The sequence below is a fragment of the Enterococcus sp. AZ191 genome, from assembly GCF_051713845.1.
In the GTDB taxonomy this organism is placed as follows: Bacteria; Bacillota; Bacilli; order Lactobacillales; family Enterococcaceae; genus Enterococcus_B; species Enterococcus_B durans.
On sequence record NZ_JBIOQS010000001.1, the window covers coordinates 2215676 to 2232600 of the forward strand.

General features: G+C 38.4%; 18 protein-coding genes. All 18 read right to left on the minus strand.

Features of this window, described 5'->3' with window-relative positions; translation table 11 throughout:
* Positions 1-51: 51 nt before the first annotated feature.
* The 18 genes from IGI47_RS10670 to ftsE all read right to left on the minus strand — a co-directional run bounded on the left by IGI47_RS10670 (position 52) and on the right by ftsE (position 16857).
* The gene (locus IGI47_RS10670; RefSeq protein ID WP_142422795.1) at positions 52-645 is read right to left on the minus strand and encodes a YtxH domain-containing protein; all 594 of its coding nucleotides are present in this window, start codon (positions 643-645) and stop codon (positions 52-54) included.
* Positions 646-647: 2 nt separating this feature from the next.
* Complete coding sequence (locus tag IGI47_RS10675) at positions 648-1088, minus strand: DUF948 domain-containing protein (RefSeq protein ID WP_005880392.1); 441 nt, start codon at positions 1086-1088, stop codon at positions 648-650.
* A 381-nt stretch (positions 1089-1469) separates the two neighbouring features.
* Positions 1470-2408, minus strand: coding sequence for a UTP--glucose-1-phosphate uridylyltransferase GalU (gene galU, locus IGI47_RS10680; protein WP_311929437.1), 939 nt, complete (start codon positions 2406-2408; stop codon positions 1470-1472).
* A 14-nt stretch (positions 2409-2422) separates the two neighbouring features.
* On the minus strand, positions 2423-3448 hold the full coding sequence (locus tag IGI47_RS10685; protein WP_438784196.1) for an NAD(P)H-dependent glycerol-3-phosphate dehydrogenase: 1026 nt from the start codon (positions 3446-3448) through the stop codon (positions 2423-2425).
* Positions 3449-3490: 42 nt separating this feature from the next.
* A complete protein-coding gene (lgt, locus tag IGI47_RS10690) occupies positions 3491-4321 on the minus strand; it encodes a prolipoprotein diacylglyceryl transferase (protein ID WP_005880398.1) in 831 nt (276 codons plus the stop codon).
* A gap of 14 nt (positions 4322-4335) precedes the next feature.
* A complete protein-coding gene (gene hprK / locus IGI47_RS10695) occupies positions 4336-5274 on the minus strand; it encodes an HPr(Ser) kinase/phosphatase (protein ID WP_311929439.1) in 939 nt (312 codons plus the stop codon).
* Between the two features lie 188 nt (positions 5275-5462).
* Positions 5463-5813, minus strand: a complete 351-nt coding sequence (locus tag IGI47_RS10700) for a phage holin family protein (protein WP_438784199.1) — start codon at positions 5811-5813, stop codon at positions 5463-5465.
* Positions 5813-6118, minus strand: coding sequence for a PspC domain-containing protein (locus IGI47_RS10705; RefSeq protein WP_104661261.1), 306 nt, complete (start codon positions 6116-6118; stop codon positions 5813-5815). Before IGI47_RS10705 ends, IGI47_RS10700 begins: the two co-directional genes overlap by 1 nt.
* Positions 6119-6245: 127 nt before the next feature.
* A complete protein-coding gene (gene liaX, locus IGI47_RS10710; RefSeq protein ID WP_438784200.1) occupies positions 6246-7805 on the minus strand; it encodes a daptomycin-sensing surface protein LiaX in 1560 nt (519 codons plus the stop codon).
* Between the two features lie 289 nt (positions 7806-8094).
* The gene (phoU, locus tag IGI47_RS10715; protein WP_005880407.1) at positions 8095-8772 is read right to left on the minus strand and encodes a phosphate signaling complex protein PhoU; all 678 of its coding nucleotides are present in this window, start codon (positions 8770-8772) and stop codon (positions 8095-8097) included.
* 12 nt (positions 8773-8784) lie between these two features.
* Positions 8785-9543, minus strand: coding sequence for a phosphate ABC transporter ATP-binding protein PstB (gene pstB, locus IGI47_RS10720; protein ID WP_016177417.1), 759 nt, complete (start codon positions 9541-9543; stop codon positions 8785-8787).
* 15 nt (positions 9544-9558) lie between these two features.
* A complete protein-coding gene (gene pstB, locus IGI47_RS10725; RefSeq protein ID WP_016177416.1) occupies positions 9559-10365 on the minus strand; it encodes a phosphate ABC transporter ATP-binding protein PstB in 807 nt (268 codons plus the stop codon).
* 14 nt (positions 10366-10379) lie between these two features.
* Complete coding sequence (pstA, locus tag IGI47_RS10730; RefSeq protein WP_438784202.1) at positions 10380-11264, minus strand: phosphate ABC transporter permease PstA; 885 nt, start codon at positions 11262-11264, stop codon at positions 10380-10382.
* On the minus strand, positions 11264-12184 hold the full coding sequence (gene pstC, locus IGI47_RS10735; protein WP_438784204.1) for a phosphate ABC transporter permease subunit PstC: 921 nt from the start codon (positions 12182-12184) through the stop codon (positions 11264-11266). Before pstC ends, pstA begins: the two co-directional genes overlap by 1 nt.
* A 117-nt stretch (positions 12185-12301) precedes the next feature.
* Entirely contained in the window at positions 12302-13156 is an 855-nt protein-coding gene (locus tag IGI47_RS10740; RefSeq protein ID WP_311929445.1) for a phosphate ABC transporter substrate-binding protein PstS, read from the minus strand.
* Between the two features lie 343 nt (positions 13157-13499).
* A complete protein-coding gene (gene cls / locus IGI47_RS10745; RefSeq protein ID WP_438784205.1) occupies positions 13500-14948 on the minus strand; it encodes a cardiolipin synthase in 1449 nt (482 codons plus the stop codon).
* Positions 14949-15293: 345 nt separating this feature from the next.
* Entirely contained in the window at positions 15294-16178 is an 885-nt protein-coding gene (gene ftsX, locus IGI47_RS10750) for a permease-like cell division protein FtsX (protein WP_311929663.1), read from the minus strand.
* Positions 16171-16857: a cell division ATP-binding protein FtsE gene (ftsE, locus tag IGI47_RS10755; RefSeq protein ID WP_005880425.1), complete on the minus strand. Its 687-nt coding sequence runs from the start codon at positions 16855-16857 to the stop codon at positions 16171-16173. Before ftsE ends, ftsX begins: the two co-directional genes overlap by 8 nt.
* Positions 16858-16925 lie beyond the last annotated feature (68 nt).

Below are 16925 nucleotides of genomic sequence, written 5' to 3' on the forward strand. Positions count from 1 at the left end.
ACTGAACGAACCCTCAGTACTCACTGCTCTTTTATTTTCTATAATGAAGTCTTATTTCTGTTCTTTAAATGTATCTTTTAAATCTTCTTTTGCTGAATGAACGTCTTCTTTTGCCATATCTTTCATCGTTTTTGCATCTTCTGCCACAGGTTTTGCTTCTTCAATACCCTCTTGGATTGTTTCTCCAGCAGCAGATGCAGTATCTTTTGCTTGGATCAGGATATCTTCTGTTGTATCTTTTGCAACTTCACCCATTTTATTTACTGGTTTTTTCAAGTCATCTGCTGATTTTTTGAAACGATCAGATAGGTCTGCCGATTGTTCCTTTAGATTCAACAAAATATCTTCTGATTCATCTTCAACTACGTCAGCTGAATCATTGACTTTATTTTTCACATTTCCAGCAAGATCTCCTGCTTGTTGTGATAGATCTTGTGCTTTTTCTTTTGCGATGTCTGTCAATGTACTTGTTTTTTCTTTCGCCATATCTGTGTAATCTGAAGCCATGTCTAGAAAATCATCTGCTTGTGCTGCTAATTCATCTCTTAGTTCTTTTCCTGATTTAGGTGCTAACAATAATGCTGCTACCGCTGCGGCTGTTCCACCGATTACTGCACCTAATAAAAATCCACCTTTTTTTGCCATGATTATTTTCCTCCTGTCGTTTCAGTATGTTTTTTATTTTTGAAAAATTTTAAAGCAGTCCCGCCAACTTTTCCAGCCACCGTTGCCTTGGCTGTCGTTTTGCCGATACCACCAACTTTCGTCACAATATTTTTGCTTGATACATTCAATTCTGAGACGCTTTCACTTAAATCGGCTACTGCAGTGAACAATGGATCGATAGTTGCTACCTTACCATTGATATCTAAAAGAAGTTCATTGCTTTTCACTAATAAACCTTCTACTTGTCTTGATAAAACATCGACATCTTTCGTTACAACTTCAATCGTTGTATTTGCTTCCGCGACTGTTTGATCAACTTTTTCTAATGTTTTTGATAATTGTAGTAAAACTTTTACGATGAAAACAACTAGCACTGCAAATGCAATCGCTGCAATCAATCCTGCAATTTCTCCGCCTGTCATAGTTAAACTCCCTTCTGATACTCTTTCTATTAGAATAGCATTTTCACGTTTTTTAAACAAATAAAAAATAGTGAAAGAGTGTGGGACAAATCTAAAAATCAGTTTTGCTACAGACTTTCGAACAAACGGCGGGAGCAGAAGCAACTCCTTCGGAAATAAGCCGAAATTCACAAAAATTTGAAAAGCAATTTTCGTTCATTTCTTCTTATTTCTCGGAGTTAAACACTTCTGTCCCAGCCTCTCTCAAATAAACGGCGTCAAAAAGTCAAGTTCTTCGGAAATTTCAAAAAAACGAGCAATACAAAAAGCGTATTGTTCGTTTTTTTCTCCAATTTCTCACACCTAAACGACTTTTGTCTCGACCTCTTTCTTTAATAAAGATTATTTTTTATCTTCTTTTTTTGATTCAATCGGTTTTTTTATATTTGTAGATACAGAATGATCTTCCGCTTCTAATTCTTTCCCCAATGCTTTGATATATTCTCTCAAAGGTTCACCAACCTCTGGATGTGTCAAACCATATTCAATACTCGTTTTCATAAAACCAAATTTATCTCCGACATCATAACGTTTACCTGTAAATTTACGAGCAAAAACGCGTTGTGTTCGATTTAAAGTATCGATGGCATCAGTTAATTGGATCTCGTTACCTGCACCTGGTTGTTGTTCTGCTAATACATCAAAAATCTCTGGCGTCAACAAGTAACGCCCAATAATTGCTAAATCACTTGGTGCTTTACTTGGTTCAGGTTTTTCAACGAAATTCTTAACATTGTATAAGCCGTCTTCTAACTCTTCTCCAGGATTGATGATCCCATATTTCGATGTATCTTTTTGTGGTACTTGCATAACCGCGATGGTTGAAGCATGTGTACGTTCATAATCATCGATCAACTGTTGTGTCAACGGCACTTCATCTTCCATGATGTCGTCACCTAACATCACGACAAAAGGTTCATTTCCGATAAATGCACGAGCTTGTAAAACGGCATGACCTAACCCTTTTGGATGAGATTGACGGATAAAATGAAGATTGACATCAGTCGTTTCTTCTACTAATTTCAATAATTCAGTTTTTCCTTTTTCACTAAGGTTTGTTTCTAATTCGATATTTGAATCAAAATGGTCTTCGATCGGTCTTTTAGCTTTTCCTGTGACGATTAAAATATCTTCGATTCCTGATTTCAATGCTTCTTCAACAATAAACTGAATCGTTGGTTTGTCAACAATCGGAAGCATCTCCTTAGCCATTGCTTTTGTGGCAGGTAAAAATCTAGTTCCTAATCCTGCTGCTGGAATTACTGCTTTTTTTACTTTCATGTGTCAACTCTCCTCTAAAATATTTTTAATGAAAACTCATTTTCTTGTTTTCCATCTCGCAACATGATTTCTTTTGCTGCGGTTTTTACGTCTTTATGTTCATAAAGCACTTCGTAAATCGTTTGAGTGATGGGCATCTCTACGCCCATGATTTGAGCAAGCTCTTTTGCGGCTTGCGTGGTATTGACTCCTTCAACGACCATACCCATATCTTCGAGAACCGATGGCAAGTCTTTGCCTTGACCTAACAAATTCCCAGCACGCCAATTTCTCGAATGAACACTAGTGCAAGTAACAATCAAGTCACCTACACCACTTAGACCAATAAAAGTCAATGGATTAGCTCCCATCGCTACACCCAGTCGGCTGATCTCTGCCAAACCTCTTGTCATGATCGCAGCCTTAGCATCATCACCAAACCCTAGCCCATGGATCGCACCAGCACCAATCGCAATGATGTTCTTCAATGCCGCCCCCATCTCGACCCCGATGACATCAGGGTTTGTATAGATTCGGAAATAATGATTCATAAAGAGTTCTTGGACGAATTTTGCCGCCTTTTGATCCGTACTAGCAGCGGTGATCGTTGTGATATCATGGTTTGCCACTTCTTCTGCATGACTTGGCCCAGATAAGACTGTCACAGCCTGTCTTTTTTCAACTGGCAATTCTTCCAAAAGGATCTCAGAAATCCGTTTATGGGTGTGTTGTTCTAGTCCCTTACTTGCATGAATGATTATCGGTCTAGTCGTTAATTTATCTGCCAGTTCTTGGGCTACCGAGCGAATTGCTTTGGTTGGAATAACAAATAGGACAGCATCAACATCAGCAACTGCTTTTTCCATGTCTGTGAACGCATAGATCGTTTCAGCCATTTTAAGTTCTGGCAAATAACGGTGATTTGTATGTTGCTGGTTGATTTCTTTCGCCTGTTCTTCACGATGTCCCCAAAGACGAACATCGTGTCCATTTTCTGCAAGTACTTGTGCCAAGGCCGTTCCCCAAGAACCAGAACCTAAGACCGCCACTCTATATTTCATTTTACCACTCCTGCAAATTTTTTCATTTTATTCGCTCACAAATCAGATCAAAAACTGGTCTTTTCCTAATGAACGGTCATAATCAGGAAGATTTTCTTTCTTTCTCCGCCAAATAAATAGAATGATCGTACCGATGAATAACACGGCAGATAGTAATTGAGAAATACGGATCACTCCAAGGAAGTACAAGCTATCTGTTCGTAATCCTTCGATAAAAAATCGACCAAAGCTATACCACATCAAATAGACGAGCAACACTTCCCCTTTTTTCAGAAGATGTTTTTTGTTTCTTAAAATCAACAACAAAACAAAACCGATCAAGCTCCACATCGATTCATATAAAAAAGTCGGCTGACGGTAAATTCCTTCAATATACATGTTATCAATAATAAATTGTGGAATATGCAAGCTTTCTAAAAAAGCTCTTGTTGTGTTCGGTCCATAAGCCTCGTGGTTCATGAAGTTTCCCCATCGTCCAATTGCTTGAGCGAGTAAAACACTTGGTGCTGCAATATCTAAAAATGTCCACATAGAAATAAAATGATATTTTGTAAAAAAGTATAAAGTGATCGCCCCAGCAATCAAGCCACCATAAATCGCTAATCCGCCTGAACGGATATTGAATATTTGGATCGGATCAGCAAGGTATTGAGGAAGATCAAATAAGATATAGTACAAACGTGCACCAATAATCGATAAGGGTAATCCCCATAACATAAAATCAGTCACATCATCAGCTTTCAGCCCTACTCGAACTGCTTCACGGCTGCTAAGCCACATGGCAATAATGATCCCTGAAATAATGATCAGTGCATACCAATAGATAGGTATCCCTAGAAAATCAAAAGCCACTCTGTTTATTTGTGCCAACATGTTTCCACTCCTTGCTACTGTCTACCAGAATTTTCTTCGATCAAGCGGCTCAATCTTTCTTCAAACGTCTTCGTTGCGTCAAATCCCATTGTTTTTGCACGGAAATTCATAGCAGCTACTTCAATGATGATCGCTACATTTCGCCCAGTTTTCACAGGGATCTTGATTTGTGGAATCCCCACTTCAGCGATTTCTACTGAAGTATCTTCTGATCCTAAACGATCATATTTTTTATCTTTTGCCCATGCTTCTAAATAAACGGCTAATTGGACTTGCATCGATCCACGTACAGCACTGGCGCCAAATAGATTCATGACATCGATGATCCCGATTCCTCGGATCTCAATCAGATGTTCCAAAATTTTTGGTGGTTCCCCGATCACGGTCAATTCATCTTGCTGGTAGACATCCACTCGATCATCTGCGATCAAACGATGTCCCCGTTTGATCAATTCTAACGCTGTTTCACTTTTACCAATTCCGCTATCCCCTTGGATCAATACGCCTAAACCATAAACATCGACTAGGACACCATGGACACTCGTCCGAGGCGCTAACCTTCCGTCTAAGTAGCTGGATAATTCTCCAAGTAGACGGGATGTCGAGATTGGTGAACGTAATACTGCCATCCCATGTTCATTCGCTGCTTGGATCATTTCTTCGGATGCTGGTAAGCCTCTTGAAATAATAAATGCCGGCATATCCTCACTGCACAACCGTCGCATGATCATCAATCTTTCTTCAGGCATCATTCGTTCAGCAAACGTGATTTCTTTACTGCCGAACAACTGTAGGCGATCATGTGAATAATAATTAAAATAACCGGTTAATTCTAAGCCTGGTCTTGAAATATCGCCAGTTACGATAACACGCTCCAAACTCTTCTCGTCACCAGTCACGATTTCTAATGATAATTTTTCTACCAATTGGCTTACTTTTACAACTTCTGCCATTCGTGTTACCTCATTTCTATTAGAGTGTTCCCCTTCATTTTATCATTGTATAGCAAAAAGTACTACCAAATAAAAAAAACGTTTTATTTTACGATCGTTTCGTACTTTTTGAATGAGAAAAGCAAAAAAATCGACATGAACGGGGGGAATCAGTTCATGTCGACTCTTTAGCCTGGCACTTAACGGCCTTATTTTCTACTATTATGTTCACTAACGATCACATTGACGAGTGCCATCAAGATAGCGACAAACAGTGCCGCTCCAAATGAAGCGAACCCGAAATTGCTCGCTCCTATAAAGAAAGAGGTCAATTTCAAAATTGCTGCATTGATGACGAATGTAAACAAGCCAAGAGTTACCAGCGTAAACGGCAATGATAATATCATTAAGATCGGTTTAACGAACATGTTCAATAGTGATAACACAAAACTTGCCAAAACTGCAGTCCAAATACTATTTACATAGACTACATTTGGAAAAAGAACTGCTAATGAGATAAAAGTCAGCGAATTGACGATGATCCGTTGAAGGTACGACATTAAAAGTCACTCCATTCATCGTCATCGATTTTTTCCGCCTCTTTACGTTTTTTTGTTTGTTCACGATAGTTGTTGTTTTCATAATATTGATTGTCATGTCCATAACTTGTACGTTTTTTTCGTGCTGATGGGATGATCAGTGCCAATAGGATATATAAAATAATCGGACTGCCAAAAGCAACCAAACTCAAGATCACATAGATCACTCGAACAACTGTAGGGTCGATTCCGAGATATTCTGCAATCCCAGCTAATGTACCTGTTAAGACGATATTATTATTTGACTTTGTCAACTTTTTTTTCATTTTGATTCACCTCTGTCCTACCATTGTAATTGAATAAAAAGGTTGTGACAATAGTCCCTTTTTCACTATTTTTTTAACTACTGTTCACAGCATGACAATTATAAGAATCCTACTGTGAACAGCTTGCTTACATCTCTGCGTCTTTGAGATAGATGCTACCTGTTGTTGTTGTTAATTGAACTGTAGCTACATCATCATCTGATAAACGGCGGAATTGTAGCATTTGGTTTGTCCGTTCTTTTTTCTCACGGACTACTTCATAATCGGATAACCGACTATTGATACTTCCTAAACTAGTTTTCGCATTTCCTTCTAATCCGATCGTACTTGGTAATGCTACTTTGACATTTCCATTCACAGAGCTTGCCTCGATTTTTTTCAAACGATCCTCTTTGATCGTTAACCGCACATCTCCATTGACTAAAGAAACAGATAGATTTTCAGGTGTAGCTCCGACCGTAACAGTGCCGTTCACTGTTTCAATGATAGAATCTAAAATCGCACCATCACGTATATCGATATTTCCATTTACACCTTCTACTTCAAGCATGGTAGCTGTAAGATGGTTGACTATGATATTTCCATTTGTTGATTTCGTATAGATATCTTTGCCTTCTAACTCATCAATCATGATATTTCCATTCAACAATTTGATTGCTGTATGGTCATATACTCTTTTCGGAAGGTAAAAGACTAGATCTGCACGAACGCGCTTATTTGGAATCTGGAATGAAAGATGGTCATCATTCACTTCGATCTGGCTACGTTCTAAAAATGCTTCAAATGGTTCTGCATTCATTTTTCCATATAATTTGATTTTCGCCTCAACTTTAACATCTTCGCTATCCCATGTCTTCAATACCACATTCCCATTGGCTGCTTTGATATCGATGATGCTTGCTTCTGGAGCTTCATAATAAAATTCATGTTCAAATTTCGTCGTAGCAATGCCTGGTACACGAAGATTGACATCTTTCCATTCCATATTGTCATTGACAGTTTCAGAAACAGATTGGAACGTCTTACGCAAGAATTTACCTAGATGCGTTCCTGCTTCAGACATTTTTTCGCCTACTTGGTTCAGTGTATCATTGGCCTGTTCTTTCCAATCATCAGGAATCTCAAATTTTTCTGAGAATGTTTCTTTCTTTTCTGACCACTGGTTTTTACGGATGTCTTTTAGTTCTGCTTCTAATTTTATACGTTCTTCTGTTAAAATATCTCCTGCAGCTTCTAATTCTTTGATTTCATCTTCTAACGTTTTTCGTTGTGTTAATTCTTCCTCAGAAAGCTGATCTAATTCTTCTTTTGTATTCAGCTGCATCAATGTTTCCTGTTTTTCATTACGTACAGCTTTATTTTCAGCCAATTTTTCATTGACTTCATCCAAATGAGCAGACGTCTTATTCGCTTCCGTTGCTAGTTCATCTAAGATTTTTTCTAGATTTTCTTGGTCTTCTTTTTCTTTTTGTTTTGGATCGATTTCTGGCTGTTCTTCTGTTACACTATTTTCTAATTCATCGATCACTTGATTTTTTTCTTTATGACTGGCAGTTACTCTATCCGCTTCTTTTGCAATTTGTTTTTCGTCTTTTTCAGTTGCCATACTTTCTAATAGGTCCAGTCCTTCTTCAGTTGAAAGGACTCCTTTTTTAACTAGATCTAAAATACGTTCTCTTTCTTTCATGGAAATTGCCTCCTTAAGCAAAAATGGTTTGCAAGCTTTTCCTTACATACATATTATGCACCGAATGCGTTAAAAAGTCATAGGACTTAAGTTGTAACTTTTTCTCCATCTCTAGTTGCTATTGGTTTTATGAAGAAATCAGGTGGGAAGTTTATTGCGCATTTCCACTTGATTTGATTCAATCCCATCGGTCCATATTCTTATCCTATATACTGATTATCTAAAAAAGATGAAAGACCACAAAAATCCGGATTTGGATTTTATGGCTTTCATCTTTTTTGATTCATTTTTAAAAAATCTCATTGTGGTTCGTATTCAATTCCGTGATTTTTCCAGTAGCCAAGTAGACGATCCATTCACAGATATTCGTGACATAATCACCGATACGTTCTAAGTAGCTAGCAACATTTAAATAATCGGTTCCGCTTATGACTGTTTCAGGGTTTGCTTGCATATTTTTTATTGTAGCATTATAAATACGGTTGAAGTAATCATTGACGCGCTGATCCATATTTGCGATCGTACGTGCATCTTTTTCGTCTGTTTTCACGTAAGCGACTAACACATTGTCCACCATTTTTTTTACGTAATCTGACATATCTGAAATTTCTTTCTCAATGTCTGGAATCCTCGTTTGTCCCTTCACACGGATCGTAGACTTGGCAACAGATACAGCGTGATCAGCCATCCGCTCTAAATCAGAACTAGCCTTCATCACAGTAATGATCATCCGCAAGTCCGTAGTAACCGGTTGTTGTAAAGCAATCATCTCAAAACTTTTTTTCTCTAGACGTGTTTCCATATCATTGATTTTGATATCATTTTCAATGACTTCTTGCGCAAGTGCTTTATCGTGTTTGATATAAGAACGAACGGATTTATGCACTGCACTACTTACCATCATCCCCATCTCATAAAATTGATTATGAAGATTCAGTAATTCTTCTTCAAATTGTGTCCGTAACATTTCATTTCCTCCCTATCCAAATCTTCCTGAGATATAGTCTTCTGTTTCTTTTTTTTCTGGATTCATGAAAATCTTTTTCGTGTCATTGAATTCGATCAAATGTCCATCTAAGAAAAAGGCTGTTTTATCCGAAATACGTGAAGCTTGAGACAGATTATGCGTAACTATAATCATAGTATATCTTTCTTTTAATTCCAAGAGCATACTTTCGATTTTCCCAGTCGATACTGGATCTAGGGCACTTGTTGGTTCATCAAGCAAGATGATTTCTGGATTGACTGCTAATACTCGGGCGATACAAACCCGTTGTTGTTGCCCACCTGATAAAGATAACGCACTTTTATGCAATTTGTCTTTGACATCTTCCCACACTGATGCAGCTTTTAAACTTTCTTCGACTACTTGGTCGAGAACTTTTTTGTCTTTTTCACCTTTTAACTTTAATCCATAGATCACATTTTCATAGATTGAGAATGGAAACGGATTTGGTTGTTGGAATACCATGCCGATTTCTTTTCGCAATTCAACGATATCTGTCTTTGGTCCATAGATATCTTTTCCTTTATAAAGAACACTACCGGTGATCGTAACACCTGGAATCAGGTCATTCATTCGGTTCAATGAACGCAGATAAGTTGATTTCCCACAACCGGAAGGACCGATCATTGCTGTGATCTCGCCTTGATTGAAACTTAAATCGATCCCCTTCAATGCTTCTTTTTTTCCATAATATAAGTGAAGATCTTTTGATGAAATTATTTCTTTTGCCATAACAAGTCCTCCGTCTTAACCAAAGTGACCGGACACATAATCTTCGGTTGCCTGAATTTTTGGTCTGGTAAATATCTTGTTCGTCTTATCGTATTCGATTGCCTTTCCTAGATAGAAGAAAGCAGTATAATCACTGATACGTGCAGCTTGTTGCATATTATGCGTCACGATGATGATCGTGTAGTCTTCTTTTAAGTTAACTAATGTTTCTTCTACTGTTCCTGTAGAAATCGGATCTAATGCACTTGCTGGCTCATCTAACAACAGAATATCTGGTTTCATTGCGATCGCACGGGCGATACATAATCGTTGTTGTTGTCCTCCAGATAGAGCAAGAGCACTTTTATCCAAGCTATCTTTCACTTGATCCCATAGAGCAGCCTGTTTCAAGCTAGTTTCTACGATCTCATCTAATTTCTTTTTGTTTTTTTCACCATGTTGTTTCAGTGCAAACGTGATATTTTCATAAATGGATTTACTAAACGGATTCGGTCGCTGAAAAACCATCCCGATACGTTTACGCATTTCATATACATCGATTTGCGGTGCATTGATATCTACATCTTTATACATGATCTTTCCAGTGACTTTCGTATTCGCGATTCCGTCGTTCATCCGATTCAATGAACGTAAGTAAGTTGATTTTCCGCATCCAGATGGCCCAATCAATGCAGTGATCTTATTTTTCTCAAAAGCTAAGTCTACCCCTTTGATTGCTTCGTTATCGCCATACCAAACATGAAGATCATCTGTATACAAAGCGACTTCTTTTTCTTGTCCCATTGTGATGATATTTGTTTCATTCCAATTATATTCTTTCATCTTACTTCTTCTCCTTAAGCTGAAGTCATTTTACGGTATAAACGTTTGCCGATCGCACGTGCAGCAAAGTTGAACAATAATACAGCGATGATCAAAACTGCTGATGCCCCTGCTGACACAGCAACGCCATCTGGCATCGTTCCTTCTGTATTGATTTTCCAAATGTGAACAGCTAATGTTTCAGCTTGACGGAAAATGCTGATCGGACTGGAAACACTTAATAGATTCCAGTTTGAAAAATCAAGTGCAGGTGCACTTTGTCCAGCTGTATAGATCAATGCAGCTGCTTCTCCAAAGATTCTTCCTGAACTTAAGATGACACCTGTCAATATCCCAGGTGTTGCTTCCGGTACCACGACCCGGATAACTGTTTCCCAACGAGATAAGCCTAATGCTAATCCTGCTTCTCTTTGTGTGTAATGAACAGCTTGTAATGATTCCTCGACTGTTCTTGTCAGCAAAGGTAGATTGAATACTGTTAATGCCAGTGCCCCAGAGATGATCGAAAAGCCATATTGGAATTGAATAACAAATACTAAAAATCCAAATAGACCGACAACTACTGATGGTAAAGAACTTAGAATTTCGATAGAAGTGCGGATGATATCTGTCACCCAATTTTTTCCAGCGTATTCAGAAAGATAAATACCTGCTCCTAATGAGAGCGGGAAACTGATGATCATTGTGATGATAAGTAAGTAAATCGAGTTGAATAACTGGATGCCGATCCCACCGCCTGCTTGGTAAGCTTTAGATGGTTCAGTCAGAAAGGCCCAAGAAATATGAGGAACCCCTCGAACGAGAATATATAAGAGTAAAGCCGCTAAGATCAACACGATGATCCCTGAAATCACGTAGAGGATGCCTGTGGCGATTTTGTCAGAGCGTTTTGCGTTCATTATTTCAGTGCCCCTTTCTTACCGATCATTCGAATCACGATATTAAAGAATAATGACATCAATAGCAAGATCAATGCCAATGACCATAAAACATTGTTCTCGGTCGTTCCCATGAGCGTATTACCGATTCCCATTGTTAAAATAGAAGTCAATGTTGAAGCTGGTGTAGTCAATCCTGTCGGCATCAACGCAGCATTACCGATGACCATTTGAATTGCTAATGCTTCACCAAATGCACGAGCCATGCCAAAAACGATGGCAGTCAATATTCCAGGTATAGCGGCACGTAAAACTACTTTATAGATTGTTTGCCATCTTGTCGCTCCCAACGCTAAAGATGCTTCACGATAATGTCTTGGTACTGCCTTTAGCGCATCGACCGTCATTGTCGTTACTGTTGGTAAGATCATGACAAAAAGGACAAATGTCCCTGCTAGGATACCAAATCCTGTTCCGCCAAAAATACTACGGATGAACGGAACAACGACAGATAAACCGATGAACCCATAAACAACAGATGGAATACCGACCAATAGTTCAATGACCGGTTGCAGAATTTTCGTTCCATTCTTTGGAGAGATCTCCGTCATGAATACTGCTGCACCGATGGCAAAAGGAGTAGCGATGATCGCTGATAGGAATGTGACGATGAACGAACCTGCGATCATCGGCAATGCACCTACCATCGGTTTGCCATTTGCCCCTACTTGTCCTGGATTCCAGTTTGTGCCAAACAAGAAATCAAACACATTGATTTTATCGACAAAAAAGGTTGCTAAACCTTTACTGGCAACAAAATAAAAAATTGCTAACACTACGACAACGATCAGCGCGATACAGAGAAAACTGATAAATTTGCCGCGTTGTTCCATTTTTGAACGTTTGGATTTTGTTAATAATGCTTTTTTCACATCTTCCACAGATGATTCCTCCCTAATCAGGTCTAACATACGTATTCAGTTTACAAAGTGAACATCAATTTGAGTTTAATAACATGTAAAATTTATGCTAAGTTTGTAAATTTTGTGTAAAGGCAGTTATTTTACAATGTTTCCTTCCCAATCACGCACAACTTCCATCTTCGAAACAGGGATATAACCTAATTCTCCGACAATATTATTTTGTACTTCGTCAGAAAGAATATAGTCTAAAAATTCTTTTGTCAGTTCTTTAGGTTTATTTCTGGTGTACATATGTTCATATGCCCAAATCGTCCATTTATTCGTTGTCACATTTTCATCAGTCGGTGCGACACCATCAATGCTTAGGGTGTCCACATCATCTGTCACATAAGAAAAAGCCACATAGCTGATTGCTCCCGGCGTATCTGCCACGATCTGCCGTACCATCCCGCTTGAGTCTTGTTCCTGTGCACGGATAGCTGTTTCACCATCCAATACCCATTTCTCAAAGGTACTGCGTGTACCGCTTCCAGAAGCGCGATTTAAAATAACCACTGGTTGATCTTTTCCACCAACTTCTTTCCAATTCGTGATCTCGCCGGTAAATATTTTTCTTAAATTCTCCATAGAAATGTTTTTGACACCGATACCTTTGTTCACAATCGGCGTTATTCCTACGACAGCTACACGATGATCCACTAAAGCAGATGCATCGATCCCTGATTTTTCTTCTGCAAACAAATCTGAATTCCCTATATCAACTGCGCCTGATTGGACTTGTGACAAGCCTGTACCGCTTCCTCCCCCTTGTACATTGATGAATTTTCCGGGGTTTTCTGTTTGATAACTTTCTGCTACCGTTTCAACTAAAGGTTGTAGTGCAGATGAGCCGACAGCGGTGATCGACTCGCCACGATCAATCCATTTGGAACAACCAGATAAAAGAATCGTTAATCCTATTATGGGTAAGAGTAATTTTGATTTTTTCATTAGAAATCTCCTTCAATCCTAAATTAAGTTCATTTTAACATTTTAGCGAATACTTGAAAACGAATCGAATTCATTAAATAACAAAAAATAATTATATAAATAAAAAAAATACTATCTCATTGAGTGTTTCTATGCTATACTGGCTTTGAAATGTGTCTCTTTAAAAAGCATATATTGATTTATTTCTTGCTTTCCCCAAAAAACAAGAGATACCCCAAAGTCAATCCGCTCATGCGAGACGCTTTCTCCATTTCTGACAGACTACAGAAATGGCCCCGACAAAAAAGGACATAAGACGACGTCCCTGACGTGTGTTTTATGTCCTTTTTGAATTGATCCTTAATTATAGTAATGGCGAGATCAAGCGTGCTAATCCTTCTTTGAATTTAATGATCGTTCCACGTTGTTCATATTTTTCTTTCGTTAATGGTTGTGAGACTTTTGAATCATCAAAAAAGGCTTTTCGCACTTGTGAAGCCATCCGTTCATCATAGATCAAAGCATTTACTTCGAAGTCGAGTCTAAACGATCGAACATCGATATTCGCTGATCCAACTGAAACGACCCCATTATCAATGATCATTGTTTTCGCATGGATAAATCCATTTTCATATGTTTCGATCACCGCACCGTATTCAAGAAGTTCCGCCGCAAAAGAGTATGTCGCCCAATAAACAAGAAGATGATCTGGTTTATTAGGAATTTGCATATGGACCTTCACACCTGAAAGCAAAGCCAATTTTAAGGCTTCATGAATTGATTCATCCGGTATGTAGTACGGTGTCTGTATCAATATCTCTTTTTTGGCTAAAGAAATCATCTTTAGATAGGTCATCTTGATTTGTTCATGCTCCGTATCTGGGCCGCTCGTTACAATTTGCAGTGCCATATCTCCACTCGGTTTTATTTGTGGAAAGAACTTTGGATCATAACTGACTTCTTTCGTATGTTGTGAATTCCAGTCCATCAAAAAGCGGTTTTGTAACGCATATACGGCTTCACCATGAATCCGTAAGTGGTTGTCGCGCCAGTAACCAAATTTTTGCACTTGTCCCAAGTATTCATTTCCCACATTGAATCCGCCAGTGTATCCAATATTCCCATCGATCACAACAATTTTACGATGATTTCGATAGTTGATCCGTGGATTGATATAAGGTACAAATAATGGAAAAAAGAAAGCGACTTCACCGCCAGCTGCTTTCAAGCCATCAAAAAAACTTGCCGTTACTTGCGTTGATCCCCATGCATCTAAAAGGACCCTTACTTTAACGCCTCGCTTTGCCGCATCAATCAATGCATCTCGAACCTCAACTCCCAGTGTGTCGCTTCGATAGATATAGTATTGTAAATGGATATGATCTGTTGCCTGTTTGATATCTTCCAGCAACGCATCAAACTTCTCTCGTCCATCCGTAAACAAAGTAACTTTATTTCTTGTCGTATACAATGTACTTTCAAAAACAGTCAACATGTAGATCAACTGCTTTACATCTACCAGTCCTGTTGGCGGGTGAGGATACAATCCCCGCATCAATGCTTGTTTATCTTCCTCGATCTCAAGATTTTTCCCGATCTTACCTTGGAGTTTCAAATCGAAAATCTTGTCTTTAGAAATCCCTCTTCCTAAGAAAATATACAGAATGAAACCAACGATCGGAATAAACATCAACACTAATAACCATTCCCATGTTTGAGCTGTTTCTTTTCTCTCACGAAATACGATAACAAAGGATAATAAAATGTTTAGAATCAAGATAAAGGTAAAAAAATTATCAACAATCAATCCCATAGTTTCACCTCTTTACTTTTTCACCTACTTAAGAATAACTAAGTTGTTTTTTAAAGTAAAGCGAAAGTATGAAAATGATAGGAAATAAAGAAGCAAAACAGGAAGAACTCCCCCACCTAGTGGGATGAACAATTTTCTCTTATTTTATCTGTACACTCTTTTTGACCTGAATCGACTAAACTGATCCCCATTGAAAAAGCATCTCTTATTGAATTCATTATAACGTGAATTTAACAAGAGATGCTTTTTTGTTTTAAATTATTGGTCACTTTCTAGATTCTATTTTGTGTATATTGGATTGACTTTGATCGCTCCTTGCTAAATGAGGGGGCAAACAAAAGTCTTTTAGAATTTCAAGAAACGTCTCATTGAAATAATTGAACCTAATGAACCGATGATCACACCGATACCAACCATCAATAGATTGATCTTCCACACAATGTCTTGAGGATGGATCATCGAATAATGTGAACGTAAAAGTGTTGGGTTCAGTGCTTGGAATGCTTGATCATAACCAAATGTGATGATCAATACAGGAATGACTGCACCAATCAAACCGATCCAGCCACCTTCTAAAAAGAATGGCCAACGAATATAGCCGTTTTTAGCACCAACCAGTCGCATGATTTGGATTTCCCTTTGACGTGAAAGGATGGTGATTCGGATCGTATTGGATATCAAGAACATAGCAATGAATAATAACAACGCAGCAGCAGCTAATCCCCAAGTACGAACGGCGCTAGCAATCTTAAGTATCCGATCGGAAGAGGTTCCACCATAATCTGCTCGCGAAACATTTGCTAGCTTAGCAGCAGCTTCTGATACCTCTTTGGTATGGGATGGATCAGTAGTACTAACAACATATACGTCATATAAAGGATTATTGTCTCCTTCAAAAAGACTCCATGAGTCACCCATCGCATTTTGGATTTTTTTCAGTTCTTGTGCTTTACTTGAAAATGTCACATTTTTTACGTGATCGATTTCTTTTAACTCACTTTCGAGTTTTTTCATATCTTTCTCATTTGTACCAATATCGATGAAAACTGAAACTTCTACATTTCCTTCGATGTCTTCAGCAATTTTGGTTGCATTCATGATGACTGCCATAAATAAACCAACTAAAGTTAACGTGATCGTTACAGCACTGACTGAAGCAACTGTCATCCAGCCATTACGCTTCAAACTTTTGATACTTTCTAATATATGACGGAAAAAGGTTCTAATCATCGTATCCATATTCCCCTTCCGCTTGGTCACGAATGATCCGACCATTTTCGATGGCGATTACCCGGTGACGAATTGTATTAACGATCGTACTGTTATGGGTTGCCATAACGACCGTCGTTCCTTGAGCATTGATCCGATCCAGTAATTTCATGATTTCCCATGAGTTTTCGGGATCCAGATTTCCAGTAGGTTCATCTGCAATCAGTACTTTAGGCGTATTGACGATTGCTCGAGCAATCGAAACCCGTTGCTGTTCCCCACCAGATAGTTCACTTGGAAATACACGGACCTTGTGTTTCAATCCCACTAAATCTAATACTTCCATGACACGTTTTTTGATATCTCGAGGCTTACGTCCGATAACTTGCATCGCATAAGCAACATTTTCATATACTGTTTTTCTTGGGAGTAACTTATAATCTTGGAATACTACGCCGATCTCTCTGCGCAGATAAGGAACCTCACGATTTTTGATTTCTAACAAATCATGTCCAGCAACATTCAGTGTTCCTTTTGTAGCTTTTTCTTCTCGATACATCAATTTGATGAATGTAGATTTACCAGCCCCAGATGGACCAACTACATAGACGAATTCTCCCTGATCGATAACAACCGAAAGATTTCGGATTGCAGTCGTACCATTTGAGTACTTCTTCATTACATCCTTCATTTCAATCATGGCGTTCTCTCCATATCTTTTTCAGTCTTTTACCATTATAGCATGGTAATGTTTCATCTTGCTTTCAA